Genomic DNA, 17,669 nt, shown 5'->3' on the forward strand with positions numbered 1-17,669 from the left:
CTGACGTCCGGGCCTCGTGGAATGGGCCGGTGGACGCGACGCCCCCGCGCGCTCGTGTGCTGCCGCCTGCCCTCCGCCAGGCCCTTTGCCGAGCGAGGGAGAGCCCCACGTGACCATCGCGCCAGCCGACCCGGTTTCAGCCGAAACGGTTGCAGCCGAACTGGCTTCAGCCACCCAGGCGACGGAGACCGACGGTCCCGGTACCGCGTTGCTGCGGACCCTGACCGAGCTGACCGTCGACCTCCCCGACGCCGACCCCGGCAGGGTCGCCGCAGCCGCGTTGCGCGGCCGGTCCTCGCGCGCGGCCTCCGCCGAAATGGTCGTGGAGCTGCGCGAGCTGGCCACGGAGGCGGCCGCGGGCCTCATCTCCGAGGACCCCGCCTACTCGAAGCTGGCCGCCCGCCTGCTGGCCATCGGCATCCGCGCCGAGGCGGCCTCGCAGGGCGTCACGACGTTCACCGGCTCCATCGCCGTGGGCCACCGGGAGGGTCTCGTCGCCGACCGCACCGCGGAGTTCACGCGGGTGCACGCCGGGCGGCTCGACGCCCTGGTCGACCCGGCCGGCGACGACCGCTTCGGCTACTTCGGCCTGCGCACCCTGCACAGCCGCTATCTGCTCCGGCACCCCCTCACCCGCAAGGTCATCGAGACACCCCAGCACTTCATGCTGCGAGTCGCCTCCGGCCTCGCCGAGGACGACAGCGTCCGTGCCGTCGACGAGGTCGCCGCGCTCTACAGGCTCATGAGCCGCCTCGACTACCTCCCCTCCTCCCCCACGCTCTTCAACTCCGGCACGCGCCACCCGCAGATGTCGTCCTGCTACCTCCTCGACTCCCCGCTGGACGAGCTGGACTCCATCTACGACCGCTACCACCAGGTGGCCCGCCTCTCGAAGCACGCCGGCGGCATCGGTCTGTCGTACTCCCGTATCCGCTCGCGCGGTTCGCTGATCCGGGGCACCAACGGGCACTCCAACGGCATCGTGCCGTTCCTGAAGACGCTGGACGCCTCGGTCGCCGCCGTGAACCAGGGCGGCCGGCGCAAGGGCGCGGCCGCGGTCTACCTGGAGACCTGGCACTCCGACATCGAGGAGTTCCTGGAGCTGCGCGACAACACCGGTGAGGACGCCCGGCGTACGCACAACCTGAACCTGGCGCACTGGGTCCCGGACGAGTTCATGCGCCGGGTGAACGCCGACGAGCCGTGGTCGCTGTTCTCCCCGGCCGACGTGCCCGAGCTGGTCGACCTGTGGGGCGAGGAGTTCGAGGCCGCCTACCGCAGGGCGGAGGCCGACGGCCTGGCGAAGAAGACCATCCCGGCCCGTGACCTGTACGGCCGCATGATGCGCACCCTCGCGCAGACCGGCAACGGCTGGATGACCTTCAAGGACGCGGCCAACCGCACGGCCAACCAGACGGCCGAGCCGGGCCATGTCGTCCACTCCTCCAACCTCTGCACGGAGATCCTGGAGGTCACGGACGACGGGGAGACGGCGGTCTGCAACCTGGGCTCGGTGAACCTGGGCGCGTTCGTCGACCGGGCGGCCGGCGACATGGACTGGCAGCGGCTGGACGAGACCGTCCGCACCGCCGTCACCTTCCTCGACCGCGTCGTCGACATCAACTTCTACCCGACCGAGCAGGCGGGCCGCTCCAACGCCAGGTGGCGCCCGGTCGGCCTCGGCGTGATGGGCCTCCAGGACGTCTTCTTCCAGCTGCGCCTGCCGTTCGACTCCCCCGAGGCGAAGGCGCTGTCCACGCGGATCGCCGAGCGCATCATGCTCGCCGCGTACGAGGCCTCCGCCGACCTGGCCGAGCGCAACGGCCCGCTGCCGGCCTGGGAGAAGACCCGCACGGCCCGTGGTGTGCTGCACCCCGACCACTACGGCGTCGAGTCCACCTGGCCGGAGCGCTGGGCGGCCCTGCGCGAGCGCGTCGCGACGACGGGCCTGCGCAACTCGCTGCTCCTCGCCATCGCGCCGACGGCCACCATCGCCTCGATCGCCGGTGTGTACGAGTGCATCGAGCCGCAGGTGTCCAACCTGTTCAAGCGCGAGACGCTGTCCGGTGAGTTCCTCCAGGTCAACTCCTACCTGGTGAAGGACCTGAAGGAGCTGGGCGTCTGGGACACCCGCACCCGGGAGGCGCTGCGCGATTCGGGCGGCTCGGTGCAGGACTTCACCTGGATCCCGGCCGACGTACGGGCGCTGTACCGCACGGCCTGGGAGATCCCGCAGCGCGGTCTGATCGACATGGCCGCCGCCCGCACCCCGTACCTGGACCAGTCGCAGTCGCTGAACCTGTTCCTGGAGACGCCGACCATCGGCAAGCTCTCCTCGATGTACGCGTACGCCTGGAAGTCGGGGCTGAAGACCACGTACTACCTGCGCTCCCGCCCGGCGACCCGTATCGCCCGCGCCGCCCAGGGGCAGGGCCAGGCGCAGGCCCCCGCCCAGCCCGAGAAGACCATCCCCGTCCAGCAGGCGGCCGATCCGGATGCCGTCGCCTGCTCCCTGGAAAACCCCGAGTCCTGCGAGGCCTGCCAGTAATGCCCAGCAACCAGAATCTCCTCGACCCCGGCTTCGAGCTGACTCTCCGTCCCATGCGCTACCCCGACTTCTACGAGCGCTACCGGGACGCGATCAAGAACACCTGGACCGTCGAGGAGGTCGACCTCCACTCGGACGTCACCGACCTCGCGAAGCTGTCCGCGGGCGAGCAGCACATGATCGGCCGGCTGGTCGCGTTCTTCGCGACGGGCGACTCGATCGTGGCGAACAACCTCGTGCTGACCCTGTACAAGCACATCAACTCCCCCGAGGCGCGCCTGTACCTGAGCAGGCAGCTCTTCGAGGAGGCCGTGCACGTCCAGTTCTACTTGACGCTGCTCGACACCTACCTCCCCGACCCCGAGGACAGGACGGCGGCCTTCGCGGCGGTCGAGAACATCCCGTCCATCCGCGAGAAGGCCGAGTTCTGCTTCAAGTGGATCAACGAGGTCGAGAAGCTGGACCGCCTGGAGTCCAAGGCGGACCGCCGCCGCTTCCTGCTCAACCTGATCTGCTTCGCCGCGTGCATCGAGGGCCTGTTCTTCTACGGCGCCTTCGCGTACGTGTACTGGTTCCGCAGCCGGGGTCTCCTGCACGGTCTGGCGACGGGCACCAACTGGGTGTTCCGTGACGAGACGATGCACATGTCCTTCGCCTTCGAGGTGGTGGACACCGTCCGCAAGGAGGAGCCGGAGCTCTTCGACGACCGGCTCCAGCAGCAGGTCACGGACATGTTGAAGGAGGCCGTCGAGGCCGAGCTGCAGTTCGGGCGCGACCTGTGCGGTGACGGCCTGCCGGGCATGAACACCGAGTCGATGCGGCAGTACCTGGAGTGCGTCGCCGACCAGCGCCTGACCCGCCTCGGATTCGCGCCGGTCTACGGCTCGGAGAACCCGTTCTCCTTCATGGAGCTGCAGGGCGTCCAGGAGCTGACCAACTTCTTCGAGCGGCGTCCGTCGGCGTACCAGGTCGCGGTGGAGGGCACCGTCGACCTGGACGAGGACTTCTAGGAACTGGTGGCCACCGAGGTCACTTGAGCGTGACCGCGTCCCCGGCCGACGTGACCCTCGCGGTCGTCGTCGTGCCGGGGAAGTGCCAGCGCCAGCTGCCCGCCGCCGTGGCGGTGACCTTGGTGCCGAGCTTCCCGGCGGCGCTGCCCGTCTTCACCGTCTTGACGGTGGTGTAGCGGGCGGCGCCGTTCTTCTTGAACTGGAGCTGGACCGACTGCCCGGTGAACCCGTGGTACTTGAGGGTCTCCCAGTTGGCCCGGGTCAGTTTGCCGGTGACGGTGATCTTCGCGCCCTTGGCGACCGACTCGGGCCTGATGACCGTGGTCAGGATCGAGGCGCGCTTGACCTTGTACCGGGCGATGTTGTCGGAGATCCAGTAGTCGCCGTCGTTCGCCTTGACGGTGGCGTTGACCTGCCAGACGCCGGCGACGCGGTTGGAGTCGATGTCGTCGCTGTCGGCGATCCAGCCGGGATCGACCGTCATGGTGCCCGTGCACACCGATGTCGTCGAACTCTTCTTGACGCAGGACGAGTCGCCGTCCCAGGTCGTGAAGCCGTAGCCGTTGGACCGGTTGAACGTGCTGAGGTCCGTGATCTTCTTGGCGCCCGAGTCGTCCTTGATGGTGACGGCGACCGGGAACCTGATGGTCTTCGACGTTCCGACGATGACGTTCTTGCCACCGTTGACGACCGTCCTGGTGACGCGGACGTCTCCCCTGCCCTCCGCGTGGGCCCCCGTCGCCGCCAGCAGCACCAGGGCCGCCGCCCCGCCCGCCACGGCCAGGGTCCGGCCGTGTGCGGGGCGCGTTCTGTGTCTCATGATCCTCCCCTTGGGTCGAGGAGAGGCTACACAGGGGGTTGACCGCTGTCGTACAGATATGCGATCAGGCGGCGCGGGCGATCCCGTGCGACGTCCGCCGTTCCTCCGCCCGCCTGAGCTGCCGGTCGACGCGCCGGTCGTGCACGACGCCGACGATCGCCGGCAGCGCGACCAGGGCGAGCAGTCCGAGGACGGCCAGAGTTCCGATGAGTCCTTGCAGCTGTGTCGTATCCATGGACACCACTGTCGCGCCGAACACTCCTGACAAACAGTGGCAGGACTGCCGCACCCCCTCGAATTACTGCCACATCCGAGGCACACTGGCAGGATGCTGAAGAACGTGGCCACCGTCCTCATGGAGGGCGTGCACCCCTTCGAACTGGGTGTCGTGTGCGAGGTCTTCGGCCTCGACCGCAGCGACGAGGGCCTGCCGGTGTACGACTTCGCGGTCGCGTCGGCGGAGGGCCCGACCCTGCGGACGCACGCCGGCTTCACGATCTCCACGCCGTACGGCCTGGACCGGCTCGAAGAGGCCGACCTGGTCGTCGTACCGGCGGGCGAGAGCTATGTGCGGCGGATCTACCCGGCCGAGCTGCTGGACGCGCTGCGCCGGGCCGCCGACCGGGGCGCCCGGGTGCTGAGCGTGTGCTCGGGGGTCTTCGTGCTCGGCGCGGCCGGCCTGCTGGACGGGCGGCCGTGCGCGGTGCACTGGCGGCACGCCGAGGAGCTGGCCCGGCAGTACCCGCGGGCGATGGTCGAGCCGGACGTGCTGTACGTGGACGCGGACCCGGTGATCACCTCGGCGGGCACCGCCGCCGGCATCGACGCCTGTCTGCACATCGTCCGCAAGGAGCAGGGACCGGAGGTCGCCAACAAGATCGCCCGGCGGATGGTGGTGCCGCCGCACCGCGACGGCGGCCAGGCGCAGTACATCGAGCGACCGCTGCCCCGCTCGCAGTGCGACACCGTCGGCGAGGTGCTCGTGTGGATGGAGCAGCACCTCGACGAGGAGGTCACCGTCGAACAGCTCGCCGCCCGCGCGCACATGTCCCCGCGCACGTTCGCCCGCCGCTTCCAGCAGGAGACCGGGACCACGCCGTACCGCTGGATCCTGCGCCAACGGGTGCTGCTGGCCCAGCGGTTGCTGGAGGCGACGGACGAGACGGTGGACGCGATCGCCTGGCGCACCGGCTTCGGCACCGCCGCCGCCCTGCGCCATCAGTTCGTACGGTCGCTGGGCACGACCCCGCAGGCGTACCGCCGGACCTTCCGGGGCCCGGAGGCCGCCTGAGGGCAGGGCGGCCCCGGCCCGGCCCTCGGCTCAGTCGTTGGCGACGACGGGGTACCGGGGCTCGTTCTCGGCCATCTGGCGCAGCGCGTCCTTGCGGTCGCGCTTGGAGAGCCGGTCGATGTACAGGTAGCCGTACAGGTGGTCGGTCTCGTGCTGCAGGCAGCGCGCGAAGTAGCCGGTGCCGCGCACCTTGATCGGGTTGCCCTTCTCGTCCTGCCCGGTGACCTCGGCGTAGTCGGGGCGGGCGAGCGGCATGTACGCGGTCGGCACCGACAGGCAGCCCTCGTTGCTGTCGTCCAACCGGCGGGTGCCGGCGGGCAGTTCGACCAGCTTGGGGTTGCAGATCACGCCGGTGTGCCGCTTGCCCTCGTCGTCCGGGCAGTCGTAGACGAAGACCTTCAGGTCGACGCCCACCTGGTTGGCGGCCAGGCCCACGCCCTCGGCGGTGTGCTGGCTGGCGAACATGTCGTCGACCAGCTTCGCCAGCTCGTCGCCGAACTCCGTGACGTCCTTGCACTCCTTGTGCAGCACCGGGTTCCCGACCACGGTGATCGGCAGCGACGTGCCACGCTCCCGGTACGCCTGCTCACGCTCCTCGCAGTCCTCCGTGTCGACGACGAACCCCTCGTCATCGACGGGGAGCACGCCCACGTGCTGCTGATCGGTGTCCTGCTGGGCCATGACAGACGTACGCCTTCCTCAAAACAACACAAGGGTGAGTTGCTGATACAGGGTACGGGCAGCGCCCCGTAAGGGGTGCGGGGAACAGCGCGACCAGCCACACACAGCCCGCAGCCGAGGAATCCGACCGTACGCCCCCTAACAAACCTCTTCCAGATCCCGCCAATCCCTGGAATCGGGGCTGTCGGCAACCCACCCGTCCAACAACCCCCGAACCAGCGAAGCCGGCGCGGCGATCCCGCACTCCCGCTCCGGCGCCCACAACTGCCCGTCCGTCACATGCCCCAGCGGCCCGGGATGCCCCGGCTCACTGTGATCGTGCGGATCGAGATGCTCCCCGTCGCCCTCGTCGGACGGCATCCGCGACTCGGAACACAGCCGGCACAACAACCGCACCGACGACGACCAGTCCTCCGCGGCGAACCCGGCGTCCGCCGCGAGCCGCTCCAGCGCGTCCCGGTCCGCCTCGGTCGCGGCCTCCAGCAGCACCACCCACGTCGGCACCGGAGAGGGCGCCCACAGTTCGATCTCGTCGAACACCGGATACGCGTTCCCCACGGCCGTGGTCCGCTCCCCGTGCGGCACTCCGTCGTGCAGGACGACCTCGCCCCAGCGCCGTCCGGACGACGGCAGCGGAATGGAGAGCACCTCGATCCGCGCTGGGTCGAGCCGCCGCCCCCACACGACCTCGGCCTCGCCCTCCGGCGAGAGCCGTACGGCCGCACTGCCGAGGTCCATGCCGACCGGTTCCCCGGAGTCGCCGGGGCCTCCGGGCCTCGGCCGGGAGGCGCCCCCGGGCACCCGCAGCCCGTACGCCTGCCAGGCCCGGCGGGCCAGCGGCCAGTCCTGCAGGGCGGTCGCGGCGATGCCCACGTTCCACCAGTCGGGGGCCCCGGTCTCCCGGTCGAGCAGTGCCACGGCCCGCAGTCCCGCCGCCCGTGCCTGCTCCCAGTCGTGCCGGAACTTGTGCAGCAGGGCGAGGTTGAACCAGGACTCGGACAGCCACGGCTCCAGGTCCGCGGCACGTGTCAGCAACGCGCCCGCGTCCTCGTACCGACCGTCGCCGATCAGCGTGAACGCACGATCGGTGGCCTGCCGCCAAGAGGCGGAGGGCCGATGCCGTCCCTTGCCGAAGATCCTCACGATTCCCGCCTGCCAGTTACGGTTCCCGCCTGCCAGTTCCGTCGGAGTGGGCTGGCCGTCGCCCCCGGTACACCCTCTCCCTCGCATCCAACCACGACCGCGTGGAGGGCCGCTCATTACCCATGGGTTACCCCACCTCGGGCAGGGTCAGACAGTCTCTCGACAGTACCCTCGCGAGCGATTCCACCACCTCCGGGTGACAGTCCCGCGCCGTCCCCGGCCGCAGTTCCTCCAGCGCCCTGAGCGGCCCTCCGGGCCTTGTTTCCCGGACCTGCTCCTCGTATGCGTTCCCGGCCCGCACGATCCGCGCACCGACCGGCTGCTCACGGTACGGATCCGGCTGCCGCTCCACCACCGCGGCGACCTCGGCGTCCACCCCGGTCTGCCGTACGCCCGCGCCACCGAGCGGCGCGATGCGGCGCTGCTCGGCCGCCGGGAGCCCGGCGGTGGCCCCGGCCGGCACGGGGTCGACGAGGCTCAGCCGGCGGATGTCGCGCAGCAGCGCCGCGTACTCCAGCACGGTCAGCTCCGGCTCGCCGAGCCCCGGCTCGCGCCCCGCCTCACCGCTGAGCAAGGCCACCCGCCGGGGTGTACCCGGCGATCTCCGTGGCCCGGGCGGGCGAGGCGATGGTCTGCCGGTAGGTGGTCCGCACCGCCGCGTACCGCCGGAACGACAGCTTGGTGAGCAGGAGGGGGACGGAGAAGACCGGTAGTGCCCACAGTCCGACGACGCACCGTGTCCGCGCGTGGGCCAACGGCAGTACACGGTGACGGGCGCCGACGACCGCCGGAAGAGCCCCTTCCAGGCCCCCCGCGAGGGTGAGCCGGCCCGCACGCCAGATCCGCCGGGGCCCTCGCGTCCGCTGCTCGACCCGCGAGATCAGACCCGGGAAGGTGCCCATGTCCTTGGGGGCACGATGGCCGGATTAACCCCTTCGAGTGAAGCAACGTTCAGCGACGGATCGGCAGGTCGACGGATCGACGGATTGCTCAGGCGACGAGATGTGACGGCCGGCACCGCACCGGCGGTCTGTGGAACCTTCGACACCGTTCGTCTCAGGGCGCCAAGTCCGCCACGAGCACCTTGTTGAGCTGCTCCACGGTCGCCGGGGACTCGCGTTGGAAGGCGGCGAAGTCGAGGCCGTCGTCGCCCATGACGGTCAGGAGGGTGCGCTCACCGACGGCGACGACGATGACGTGCCCGGCACCGCACCGCACGACGACCTCGCGGAGCGCGCCGGCACCGGACTGGTCGGCCATGCGGCGGCTGACACCGAGGGTGGCCGCGGCGAGCGCGGCGACGGACTCGGGGTGCACCTTGTCGACGTCGGCGACGACGAGGAGCCCGTCCACGGTGGACAGGACGCTCTCGGAGACGCCCATCACCCGATCACGCAGCGAGGCCAGGATGCCGGTCAGCGATTCGGTCGATGCGTGTGCGGTCATGGGCACGTGCTCCTTGGTCCAGACGTCTGCGTAAGTGTGCGGTCCGAGCCGCAAGGGGTGTTGTGCAAGTCCCGCACAGCACCCCCTAGTCGGAGAGGTGCCGGTCGGACTCGGGGAGAGCCCGCAGCCCGTGGCGGACGCGCCGCAGCATTTCGAGGGAGGGTTGGTCGGCGAGCAGTTCCTCGGCCGACAGCAGAGGCAGCGGTGGGAAGGGGGGCGGCACGGCCGGGTTGTCCGGCGTGTCGTCCCCGGCATGCACAGGAACCGGTGCGGCGCCCCGTACGGGTAACGGCGGCGGTCCCGCGGCAGCGCCCCGTACGGATAACGGGGGCGGTCCGTCGGCAGCATCCCTGGGTTCGGCGCGCGACGGCCGTTGTGCGGCGGCGGCACCGGGCGGGGTGGGCGGTGGCTGTTCGGCCGTCGCGCCACCGGGCTCGGTGGATGGCGGTGCTTCCTGGGTCGGGCGGACGGGCGCGGCGGACGGCGGTCGTACCGCCGCCGTGGGGACGGGCACGGCGGGCGGTGGGGTTTCGGTGGGCGGGACCAGGTGGTCGTCCACGGCGGTTCTCGGAACCGAACGCCTTCGGAGGCGGGCGGCCTTGCTGCGTATGCGGCGCTTGCGGGCCGGGTCTTTGTCGGGGCTCACTGCCCGTCCTTCGCTCCGAGGTCTCCGATGGGAGAGCCTCCACCGGGCCTGCGTCGGGGCAGGGGACCGGCTCTCGGTGACGGCTCGTCGGATGCCGACTGCCTCTGCGGGATCCGGGGCGCGGTGCTGGGCCGGCTGTCGGGCTCGGTCCTGGTCTCCCATCGGACGGCCTCCTGCGATTCCAGCCTGATCAGGTCCAGCATCACCGCGTAGAGGCCGCGCCCCCGGGCGAAGGCGATGTCACGCGGAGTGCGGCGGCCGTTGACGCTCTCGACGAGGTCGCGGTGGCGTCGGGTCAGCCGGCCGTCGTGTTCCGGGGTGTCGCTGCCGGTGACCGGTTCGGGCCGGACTCGGGCCAGTTCGCCCGCGGGGCCCCACAGCCGGGTCAGCAGCGCCATACGGCGGGTGGTCTCCTCGGCCAGCGGCCGCGGCTCGACGCCGGGCCGGGTGAGGAGGGTGGGTTGCCGTTCGGTCAGTTCCCAGCCGCCGGGCGGGCTGAGCGCCATCGCGAAGGCCCCGTCGAACACGGCCGCCGTGCAGACGACCTCCAGCTCGGCGGCGCCGATCAGACCGGTGGCAGCCAGGTGCAGATCGAGCCGGTCGGCGTCGGGTTCGGCCACGCGGGCCGCCAGCCAGGCGTCGTCGTCGATCCGGCCCGAGGCGAGCAGCGTGGACGTCGCGGTCGGCGCGCCCGGTGTCTCGATCGCGCCGATCAGGCCGTCCCGCAGGTGAATCGTGCCACCAGGGAAACCCGATACCCGCACCGTGCCGGTATGGCCCTCCTGGTGCAGTGCCTGCAGAAGCGCGGGTACGTTGCGCGCTGAGGGTGTTTTCACGCCAGCACCTCTCGGGCCCGGTCGCCGAGACTGCGCAGCGCCAGGGCCACGTTCGCCCGGTCGCGGTCGAGACCGGCCGCCAGCAGCAGCGGGTCGCCGGCCGGCCGGTCCACGGAGAGCAGCACCTGATGGCGTCTCCTGCTGGTCATGACCACGCTTTCCAACGCACCCTCGGCCCCCGCCGCGCAGAGCCGCTCGGAGATCAGGGTGGCGAGATCGGAGCACTCCGCCCCCGTACCCGCCTGGGCGGCGTCGCCCGCCGCCGCGTACGTGAGGCCCGTGACCGCGTCGACGAGGGCGACGCCGGTGACGCCGGGAGAGTCGAGAAGCCGGTTCAGGGAGGTCTGGAGCGCAGTCACCCGTTCCCCCATTCGCCCTCCACGTGCACACGCCGCGCAGTACTTTGAACACCAACTTCCGTAACAAGCCAAAGAGTTGATGTTTGTGACCGGTAGGTCACTCGCGTCGATCGTAGTTGGCCGGGCAGTGACCGGTCAGCAGCACTGAGGAATTGGGGCAGCAATATGAACATCGAGACCGCGCTCAAGGAAGCCATGACCCTCGACGGTGCGATCGGTGTCGCGCTGGTCGACTACGAGAGCGGTATGTCGCTCGGAACCCTCGGCGGCGGGCAGCACCTCGACCTGGAACTCGCGGCGGCCGGAAACACCGAGGTGGTGCGCTCCAAGATGCGCACGCTGGCCTCACTGGACATGAACGACGTGATCGAGGACATCCTGATCACGCTGGGCCGGCAGTACCACCTGATCCGCCCGCTGACCAGCAGCAAGGGGTCGCTCTTCCTCTACCTCGCACTGGACCGCAGCCGCAGCAACCTGGCACTGGCCCGGCACGGCCTGAAGCGCATCGAGAACGGCCTCGACGTCTGAACCCGCCCCACCCCGCCACGCCTCGACGACTGAGCCCGTTCCCTGAACGGCCGGACGGCCGCTCCCGGAACGGGCTCAGTGATTCAGGTCTCCTGCGGTGTGACCGGCGAGACCGTCACATCGTGCTCGGGCACGGTCTGTCCCGACCGGATCAGATCGATCCGGCCCATCACCTTGGCACGCAGATCGGTGGGCACGTCGTCCTGCCCGCAGCACCGCTTGACCAGCTTCTTGACGGCCTGTTCGAGCCCGTACTTCTCCAGGCAGGGCGAGCACTCCTCGAAGTGGTGCTCGAACTTGGTGCAGTCGGAGTCGGGCATCTCCCGGTCGAGGAACTCGTAGAGATGATCGAGGATTTCGCTGCAATCCGTCTCATGCGGCTCTCCGCAGCTCATGAGCCCGAACCTTTCGCTTCGTTCGACTCTCCGGCACCGGCCGGGACAAGCCCGCGGTCACGGGCGTAGTCCTCGAGCATGCCGCGCAGTTGACGGCGGCCGCGGTGCAGCCGGGACATCACCGTACCGATGGGTGTCCCCATGATGTCGGCGATCTCCTTGTACGCAAAGCCCTCGACATCGGCGAGATAGACGGCGATGCGGAACTCCTCGGGGATCGCCTGCAGCGCGGACTTCACGTCCGAGTCGGGCAGGTGATCGAGCGCCTGCGACTCGGCGGAACGCAGCCCGGTCGACATGTGCGACTCGGCGCGCGCAAGCTGCCAGTCCTCGATCTCCTCGGCCGCGGAGCGCTGGGGTTCGCGCTGCTTCTTGCGGTACGAGTTGATGAAGGTGTTCGTGAGGATGCGGTACAGCCAGGCCTTCAGGTTGGTGCCCTCACGGAACTGGTGGAAGGACGCGTACGCCTTCGCGTACGTCTCCTGCACCAGGTCCTCGGCGTCGGCCGGATTGCGCGTCATCCGCAGCGCGGCCGAGTACATCTGGTCGAGGAATTCCAGAGCGTCCCGCTCGAAACGGGCACTGCGCTCCGCTGCGGTCTCGGTGCCCTCGGGCTGCTCCGCCTGGCCCCGTTCGGTCCCTGCGTCGGTCCCAGTGACCGGACCCACCTCCTCCAGCGTCTGTGCGATACCGAAACCGGTACCACCAGAATCGGAGGATAGACGACGATCCATGCCCGCCGCCGCCCGAACGGTGCCGCTCTTGGCCGCGTGCAGCACCGTCCAGTCCAGGTCGGCGCGGCTGCTGCGGCTCGGGCAATAGGTCGAACCCATGCGGCGGACTTCCTCTCCTACGACGGGTCAGCACGGTCTTTCGCGCTGTCTGATCCGCACAACAGAGGCCCGCCGCTCCGCATTCCCACCCGCCGCCCGGCCCGTCATCCGAGTGACGCGATCCACTCCACGACACCGCCCGTGAGCACCCTCAGCGCCTCCTCCTGCCCGAGGGGCGCCCGCTTCGGCACGGCGAACCCGTGATCGCCGTACGGCACCTCCACGAGCCCGTACGAGCCTTCCGGGAACTCCTCCGGCTTCCCGAACGGGTCGTTCCCGCCCTGGACGACGAGCGTGGGCACCCCGGCCCCGAGCAGTTCGCCGGCCCGCGACTTCTCCGGCCTGCCCGGCGGATGCAGCGGAAAGCTCAGCGCCAGTACGGCCGCCGCGCCCAGCTCCGTCGCCGTACGGCAGGCCACCCGGGCCCCGGCGCTCCGCCCACCCGCGACCACCGGCAGCCCCGGTCCGGCAAGCGCGGACCACAGCCCCCGCCAGCCCGCGTCCAGCGTCCTGGGCGCGGGGGCGAGCTTCTTCCCGGCCACCCGCCACGGCTGCTCCACCAGGGCGACGGTCACGCCGTGTGCCGGGAGCACGGCGGCGAGGGCCCGCAGATCACGCGCCTCGATCCCACCACCCGCGCCGTGACCGACCGCGAGGACGACTTTCGGCCTTTCGGCCTCGCACCACGTGATGCGGGCCGTACCGGCCTCGGTGTCGACCTCTTCCCTCGCGGCCTCGCTCGCGTCCACTGCCTCGCTCGTGTCCACTGCCTTGTTCTCGGTCGCCTTGTTCTCGGTCGTCCTGTTCGCGGTCACGTCAGAAGAGTGTGCCCTCCTCGGGCCCCTCCAGCTCCTTCAGCAGCTCTGGACCGTTGTTGCGGACGTTGCTGACGGCTGTGGAGACGGGGTAGGCACGCATCAGCCCGGCGGGCGGCGCTTCGAGCAGACCGCGCAGGTCGTCCAGGTCCGTACGGGCCGGATCCAGCCATCCTTCCCAGCGGTCGGGCGTGAGCATCAGCGGCATCCGGGGGTGGATCTCGGCCAACGCGTGCGGGCCGTCCTCCGGGGCCACGGCCAGCGGGGACGTCTCGGCCTCCGTCGTGATCACCGAGCAGGTCGCCCACCAGGCCTGCGGATGGTCGTCGGGCAACGTCCTGTCCCGCCAGAACTCGTACAGCCCGGCCATCGCGAAGACCGACCCGTCGGCCGGGAGCACGAAGTACGGCTGCTTGCGCGGCCGCTTCTTCTTCCCCTCGACCTCCAGCTCCCGCTCCCCCTTGGCGGTGACCCACTCGAAGTAGCCGTCGGCGGGCAGGATGCAGCGCCGGGTGGTGAAGGCCCGGCGGAACGACGGCTTCTCGTGCACGGTCTCCGCGCGGGCGTTGATCATCCGGGCGGCACCCTCGGGGCTCTTGGACCAGGACGGGACCAGACCCCACTTCAGCTTCCGCAGCTGGCGAACCGGCCTCTTGTCGTCGGCGTCCTTCAAAGGGCGGTCGAGAACCGCGTAGACCTCTTTGGTGGGAGCCACGTTGTAATCCGGCTCCAGAGTCTCCTCCGGCTCCCACTTCTCGATCTCAAAGACTCCTGCGAGATCCTCGGGCCTACGACTCGACGCATACCGTCCGCACATAAGTGCCACACTGCCAGGCCCACCCGTCACCCGACCACCACCCCCGACGATGGCGCTCCGCGCCGGCCCTGATCGATCGCGACCCCGAGGAGCCACCGCAGAACATGGAAAGCACCGCAGTCACCTCGCTGGCCTCCCTGTGGGACGAGGTCTTCGGTACCCAGCCCGACCCCGACCTCTGGGTCGTCATAGCCACGGCCGTCGCCGCGCTCGCGGCGATCGTCCCGCACGGCGTCTGGCGGTTCTCGCGCAACGCCATCACCATCGCGCACGAAGGCGGTCACGGTCTGATCGCGCTGCTCACCGGCCGCACCCTGACCGGCATCCGGCTGCACTCCGACACCAGCGGCCTCACCGTCAGCCGCGGCAAGCCCACGGGCCTCGGCATGATCCTCACCGCCGCCGCCGGCTACACCGCTCCCCCGCTCCTCGGCCTCGGCGCCGCCGCCCTCCTCGGCTCCGGCCGCATCACCCTCCTCCTCTGGCTCGCCACGATCCTGTTGATCGCCATGCTGGTCATGATCCGCAACGCCTACGGCGCCCTGACGGTCGTCCTCGTCGGCGGCACCTTCGTCGTCGTCTCCTGGCTGGCGGGCCCCCAGGTCCAGGCCGCCTTCGCCTACGCGGTGGTCTGGTTCCTGCTGCTGGGGGGCGTACGCCCGGCGTTCGAGCTCCAGGCGAAGCGCCGCCGGGGAGGCGCCGGCGACTCCGACGCGGACCAGCTGTCCCGTCTGACCCACGTGCCGGCGACGGTCTGGCTGCTGATGTTCCACGTGGTCTCGGTATGCGCGCTGCTGGGCGGCGGCCGCTGGCTGCTGGGACTGTGAGGCTCTTCGACACCGGGTGGAGCAGCGCCCCGAAAGGGGCGCGGGGCTGTCTCGGTTCCGCGGCTCCGCCGCGATGGGGGCCCCTCCCGCTCGAGCGAAGCCGAGAGTGGGGGAGCGACCAGCCACGACGAACGACGCACCCGACGAACGACCCGAGCTCCCCGACTGCACCCAGCGGAGCGAACCGGCTGAACCCGGCGGAGCGCGAACCCGCACTAAAGTGGGCCGCATGGCCCTGAACGCACAGCCCGCCCTCTGGCCCGCCCCCCATGCGAGCGGAGCCGTCGACGCGACGGTCCACGTCCCGGGGTCCAAGTCGGTCACCAACCGTGCCCTCGTGCTCGCCGCCCTCGCCAGCGAGCCCGGCTGGCTGCGCCGCCCCCTACGCTCCCGCGACACCCTCCTGATGGTTGCCGCGCTGCGCACGATGGGCGTCGGCATCGAGGAGACCGTGTCATCCAGTTCCTCCGCCGCGGGCGGCTCCGGCGAGGCCTGGCGCGTCCTCCCCACCGGCCTGCACGGCCCGTCCACGGTGGACGTCGGCAACGCGGGCACGGTCATGCGCTTCCTTCCCCCGGTGGCCGCCCTCGCCGACGGCCCCATCCGCTTCGACGGCGACCCCCGGTCCTACGAGCGCCCCCTGAACGGCGTGATCGACGCCCTGCGCGTGCTCGGCGCCCGGATCGACGACGACGGCCGGGGCGCCCTCCCGCTGACGGTCCACGGCAGCGGTGCGCTGGACGGCGGCCCGGTCGCGATCGACGCGTCCTCGTCCTCCCAGTTCGTCTCGGCGCTTCTCCTCTCGGCCCCCCGCTTCAACCAGGGCGTCGAGGTCCGCCACACCGGCGCGACCCTCCCCTCCCTCCCTCACATCCGGATGACCGTCGACATGCTGCGCTCGGTCGGCGCGCAGGTGGACACCCCTGAGTCCGGCGGCGAGCCGAACGTCTGGCGGGTCACGCCGGGCGCGCTGCTCGGCCGCGACCTGACGATCGAGCCGGACCTGTCCAACGCCCAGCCGTTCCTGGCGGCGGCCCTGGTGACCGGCGGCAAGGTCGTCATCCCCGACTGGCCCACGCGCACCACCCAGCCCGGTGACCAACTCCGCGAGATCTTCACGGAGATGGGCGGCACCTGCGAACTGACCGAGTACGGCCTGGTGTTCAGCGGCTCGGGTTCGATCCACGGCATCGACGTGGACCTGTCCGAGGTCGGCGAGCTGACCCCGGGCATCGCGGCGGTCGCCGCCCTCGCCGACTCCCCCTCGACCCTGCGCGGCGTCGCCCACCTCCGCCTCCACGAGACGGACCGTCTGGCCGCGCTCACCAAGGAGATCAACGAACTCGGCGGCGACGTCACCGAGACCGCCGACGGCCTCCACATCCGCCCCCGCACCCTGCACGGCGGTGTCTTCCACACATACGACGACCACCGCATGGCCACGGCCGGTGCGATCATCGGCCTGGCAGTGGAGGGCGTGCGGATCGAGAACGTGGCGACGACCGCCAAGACCCTGCCGGACTTCCCCGAACTGTGGGCCGGGATGCTCGGGAAGAACTGACGGGCGGACCGGAATCATGCGCCGTTACGGCAAGAACACCGACGAGGACGACATCCGCAGCCGCCCGAACCGCAAGGGCAACCGTCCCCGTACGCACATCCGTCCGAAGCACGAGGACGCCGCCGAGGGCATGGTCCTCACCGTCGACCGGGGCCGCCTGACCTGTCTCGTCGAGGACCGTCTCGTCCACGCGATGAAGGCCCGCGAACTGGGCCGCAAGGCAGCGGTCGTCGGTGACATCGTCGCCATCGTCGGCGACCTCTCCGGCAAGAAGGACACCCTCGCCCGGATCGTCCGCATCGCCGACCGTACGTCGGTGCTGCGGCGCACGGCCGACGACGACGACCCGTACGAGCGCGTCGTCGTCGCCAACGCCCACCAACTCGCCATCGTCACGGCCCTCGCCGACCCGGAACCCCGCCCCCGTCTGATCGACCGCTGCCTGGTGGCGGCCTACGACGCCGGTCTGTCGCCGCTTCTCGTGCTCACGAAGTCGGACCTGGCCTCCCCCGACAAGCTCCTTGAGCTCTACGGCCACATCGACATCCCGTACGTCGTGACGAGCCGCGAGGAACTGGAGACGGGCGGCGCCGCCGACCGCGTACGCGAACACCTCGCCAGCAAGGTCACAGCCTTCGTCGGCCACTCAGGCGTGGGCAAGACGACCCTGGTGAACGCCCTCGTCCCCGAGGACCGCCGCCGTACGACGGGCCATGTGAACGCGGTGACGGGCCGCGGCCGGCACACCACGACCTCCGCGCTGGCCCTGCCCCTGGCGGACTCGGACGGCGGCTGGGTGGTGGACACCCCGGGCATCCGGTCCTTCGGCCTGGCCCATATCGACCCCTCCCGGGTCATCAACGCCTTCCCGGACCTGGTGCCGGGCACGGAGGGCTGCCCGCGAGCGTGCAGTCACGACGAACGGGAGTGCGCCCTGGACCAGTGGGTGGAGGACGGACACGCGGACCCGGCCCGGCTCTACTCCCTGCGCAGGCTGCTCTCGACGCGCGAACGGCGGGAAGGCGACTGACCTCCGCGTTGTTTGCGCCCCCCTCCACCCGGTAAGTGCATAATCGCACCAAGTCGGAGCCCGACCAGACGAGAGCACAC

Annotated in this window: 19 protein-coding genes and 1 pseudogene; 7 read left to right on the forward strand and 13 right to left on the reverse strand. The window is 70.6% G+C overall.

The window, feature by feature from the left end; all coding sequences use genetic code 11:
- Window positions 1-109: 109 nt before the first annotated feature.
- Together OG622_RS17255 and OG622_RS17260 are read left to right on the forward strand one after the other, a co-directional pair.
- A complete protein-coding gene (locus OG622_RS17255; RefSeq protein ID WP_371576974.1) occupies window positions 110-2,548 on the forward strand; it encodes a ribonucleoside-diphosphate reductase subunit alpha in 2,439 nt (812 codons plus the stop codon).
- Window positions 2,548-3,558 (forward strand): ribonucleotide-diphosphate reductase subunit beta, encoded by a 1,011-nt coding sequence (locus tag OG622_RS17260; protein ID WP_371576975.1) that lies wholly within the window; start codon window positions 2,548-2,550, stop codon window positions 3,556-3,558. The genes OG622_RS17255 and OG622_RS17260 overlap by 1 nt, the downstream gene beginning before the upstream one ends.
- Window positions 3,559-3,577: 19 nt before the next feature.
- Here the strand turns inward: OG622_RS17260 and OG622_RS17265 are convergent, their stop codons facing one another.
- Both OG622_RS17265 and OG622_RS17270 read right to left on the reverse strand, forming a co-directional pair.
- Complete coding sequence (locus OG622_RS17265; protein WP_371576976.1) at window positions 3,578-4,378, reverse strand: hypothetical protein; 801 nt, start codon at window positions 4,376-4,378, stop codon at window positions 3,578-3,580.
- A 64-nt stretch (window positions 4,379-4,442) separates the two neighbouring features.
- Window positions 4,443-4,613, reverse strand: a complete 171-nt coding sequence (locus OG622_RS17270; RefSeq protein WP_371576977.1) for a hypothetical protein — start codon at window positions 4,611-4,613, stop codon at window positions 4,443-4,445.
- 93 nt (window positions 4,614-4,706) lie between these two features.
- Here OG622_RS17270 and OG622_RS17275 point away from each other — a divergent pair, with 93 nt between their 5' ends.
- The gene (locus tag OG622_RS17275) at window positions 4,707-5,669 is read left to right on the forward strand and encodes a GlxA family transcriptional regulator (protein ID WP_371576978.1); all 963 of its coding nucleotides are present in this window, start codon (window positions 4,707-4,709) and stop codon (window positions 5,667-5,669) included.
- A 30-nt stretch (window positions 5,670-5,699) separates the two neighbouring features.
- Here OG622_RS17275 and def read toward each other — a convergent pair whose 3' ends face one another.
- The 7 genes and pseudogenes from def to OG622_RS17310 form a co-directional block, all read right to left on the reverse strand.
- Entirely contained in the window at window positions 5,700-6,350 is a 651-nt protein-coding gene (gene def / locus OG622_RS17280; protein WP_152171596.1) for a peptide deformylase, read from the reverse strand.
- 138 nt (window positions 6,351-6,488) lie between these two features.
- Window positions 6,489-7,493 carry a tetratricopeptide repeat protein gene (locus OG622_RS17285; RefSeq protein WP_371576979.1) on the reverse strand — a complete coding sequence of 335 codons (1,005 nt, stop codon included), beginning with the start codon at window positions 7,491-7,493 and terminating at the stop codon, window positions 6,489-6,491.
- 127 nt (window positions 7,494-7,620) lie between these two features.
- A pseudogene (locus tag OG622_RS17290) lies at window positions 7,621-8,224 on the reverse strand (metal-dependent phosphohydrolase); the annotation flags it as partial.
- A gap of 325 nt (window positions 8,225-8,549) precedes the next feature.
- Window positions 8,550-8,939 carry a roadblock/LC7 domain-containing protein gene (locus tag OG622_RS17295; RefSeq protein WP_371576980.1) on the reverse strand — a complete coding sequence of 130 codons (390 nt, stop codon included), beginning with the start codon at window positions 8,937-8,939 and terminating at the stop codon, window positions 8,550-8,552.
- 85 nt (window positions 8,940-9,024) lie between these two features.
- Window positions 9,025-9,585: a hypothetical protein gene (locus OG622_RS17300; protein ID WP_371576981.1), complete on the reverse strand. Its 561-nt coding sequence runs from the start codon at window positions 9,583-9,585 to the stop codon at window positions 9,025-9,027.
- Window positions 9,582-10,421: a hypothetical protein gene (locus OG622_RS17305; protein ID WP_371576982.1), complete on the reverse strand. Its 840-nt coding sequence runs from the start codon at window positions 10,419-10,421 to the stop codon at window positions 9,582-9,584. Before OG622_RS17305 ends, OG622_RS17300 begins: the two co-directional genes overlap by 4 nt.
- Complete coding sequence (locus OG622_RS17310; protein WP_371584120.1) at window positions 10,418-10,759, reverse strand: hypothetical protein; 342 nt, start codon at window positions 10,757-10,759, stop codon at window positions 10,418-10,420. Before OG622_RS17310 ends, OG622_RS17305 begins: the two co-directional genes overlap by 4 nt.
- Window positions 10,760-10,945: 186 nt before the next feature.
- On the opposite strand from OG622_RS17310, the gene OG622_RS17315 reads away from it, so the two are divergent.
- Window positions 10,946-11,311 (forward strand): hypothetical protein, encoded by a 366-nt coding sequence (locus tag OG622_RS17315; RefSeq protein WP_371576983.1) that lies wholly within the window; start codon window positions 10,946-10,948, stop codon window positions 11,309-11,311.
- An 83-nt stretch (window positions 11,312-11,394) separates the two neighbouring features.
- Here OG622_RS17315 and rsrA read toward each other — a convergent pair whose 3' ends face one another.
- From rsrA to OG622_RS17335, 4 genes are all read right to left on the reverse strand, one after another.
- Window positions 11,395-11,706, reverse strand: coding sequence for a mycothiol system anti-sigma-R factor (gene rsrA, locus OG622_RS17320; RefSeq protein ID WP_371576984.1), 312 nt, complete (start codon window positions 11,704-11,706; stop codon window positions 11,395-11,397).
- Complete coding sequence (gene sigR / locus OG622_RS17325) at window positions 11,703-12,374, reverse strand: RNA polymerase sigma factor SigR (protein ID WP_013000816.1); 672 nt, start codon at window positions 12,372-12,374, stop codon at window positions 11,703-11,705. The genes rsrA and sigR overlap by 4 nt, the downstream gene beginning before the upstream one ends.
- Window positions 12,375-12,643: 269 nt before the next feature.
- Window positions 12,644-13,306, reverse strand: coding sequence for an alpha/beta family hydrolase (locus OG622_RS17330; RefSeq protein WP_371584121.1), 663 nt, complete (start codon window positions 13,304-13,306; stop codon window positions 12,644-12,646).
- Between the two features lie 49 nt (window positions 13,307-13,355).
- Window positions 13,356-14,171: an SOS response-associated peptidase gene (locus OG622_RS17335; RefSeq protein ID WP_371576985.1), complete on the reverse strand. Its 816-nt coding sequence runs from the start codon at window positions 14,169-14,171 to the stop codon at window positions 13,356-13,358.
- Window positions 14,172-14,275: 104 nt separating this feature from the next.
- On the opposite strand from OG622_RS17335, the gene OG622_RS17340 reads away from it, so the two are divergent.
- The 3 genes from OG622_RS17340 (at window position 14,276) to rsgA (ending at window position 17,589) form a co-directional block, all read left to right on the forward strand.
- Window positions 14,276-14,998, forward strand: a complete 723-nt coding sequence (locus tag OG622_RS17340; protein ID WP_371576986.1) for a M50 family metallopeptidase — start codon at window positions 14,276-14,278, stop codon at window positions 14,996-14,998.
- A gap of 229 nt (window positions 14,999-15,227) precedes the next feature.
- Entirely contained in the window at window positions 15,228-16,559 is a 1,332-nt protein-coding gene (aroA, locus tag OG622_RS17345; protein ID WP_371576987.1) for a 3-phosphoshikimate 1-carboxyvinyltransferase, read from the forward strand.
- Between the two features lie 16 nt (window positions 16,560-16,575).
- On the forward strand, window positions 16,576-17,589 hold the full coding sequence (gene rsgA / locus OG622_RS17350; protein ID WP_371576989.1) for a ribosome small subunit-dependent GTPase A: 1,014 nt from the start codon (window positions 16,576-16,578) through the stop codon (window positions 17,587-17,589).
- Window positions 17,590-17,669: the final 80 nt, after the last annotated feature.

Origin of the sequence: Streptomyces sp. NBC_01314, from assembly GCF_041435215.1 — a bacterium.
GTDB lineage: Bacteria > Actinomycetota > Actinomycetes > Streptomycetales > Streptomycetaceae > Streptomyces.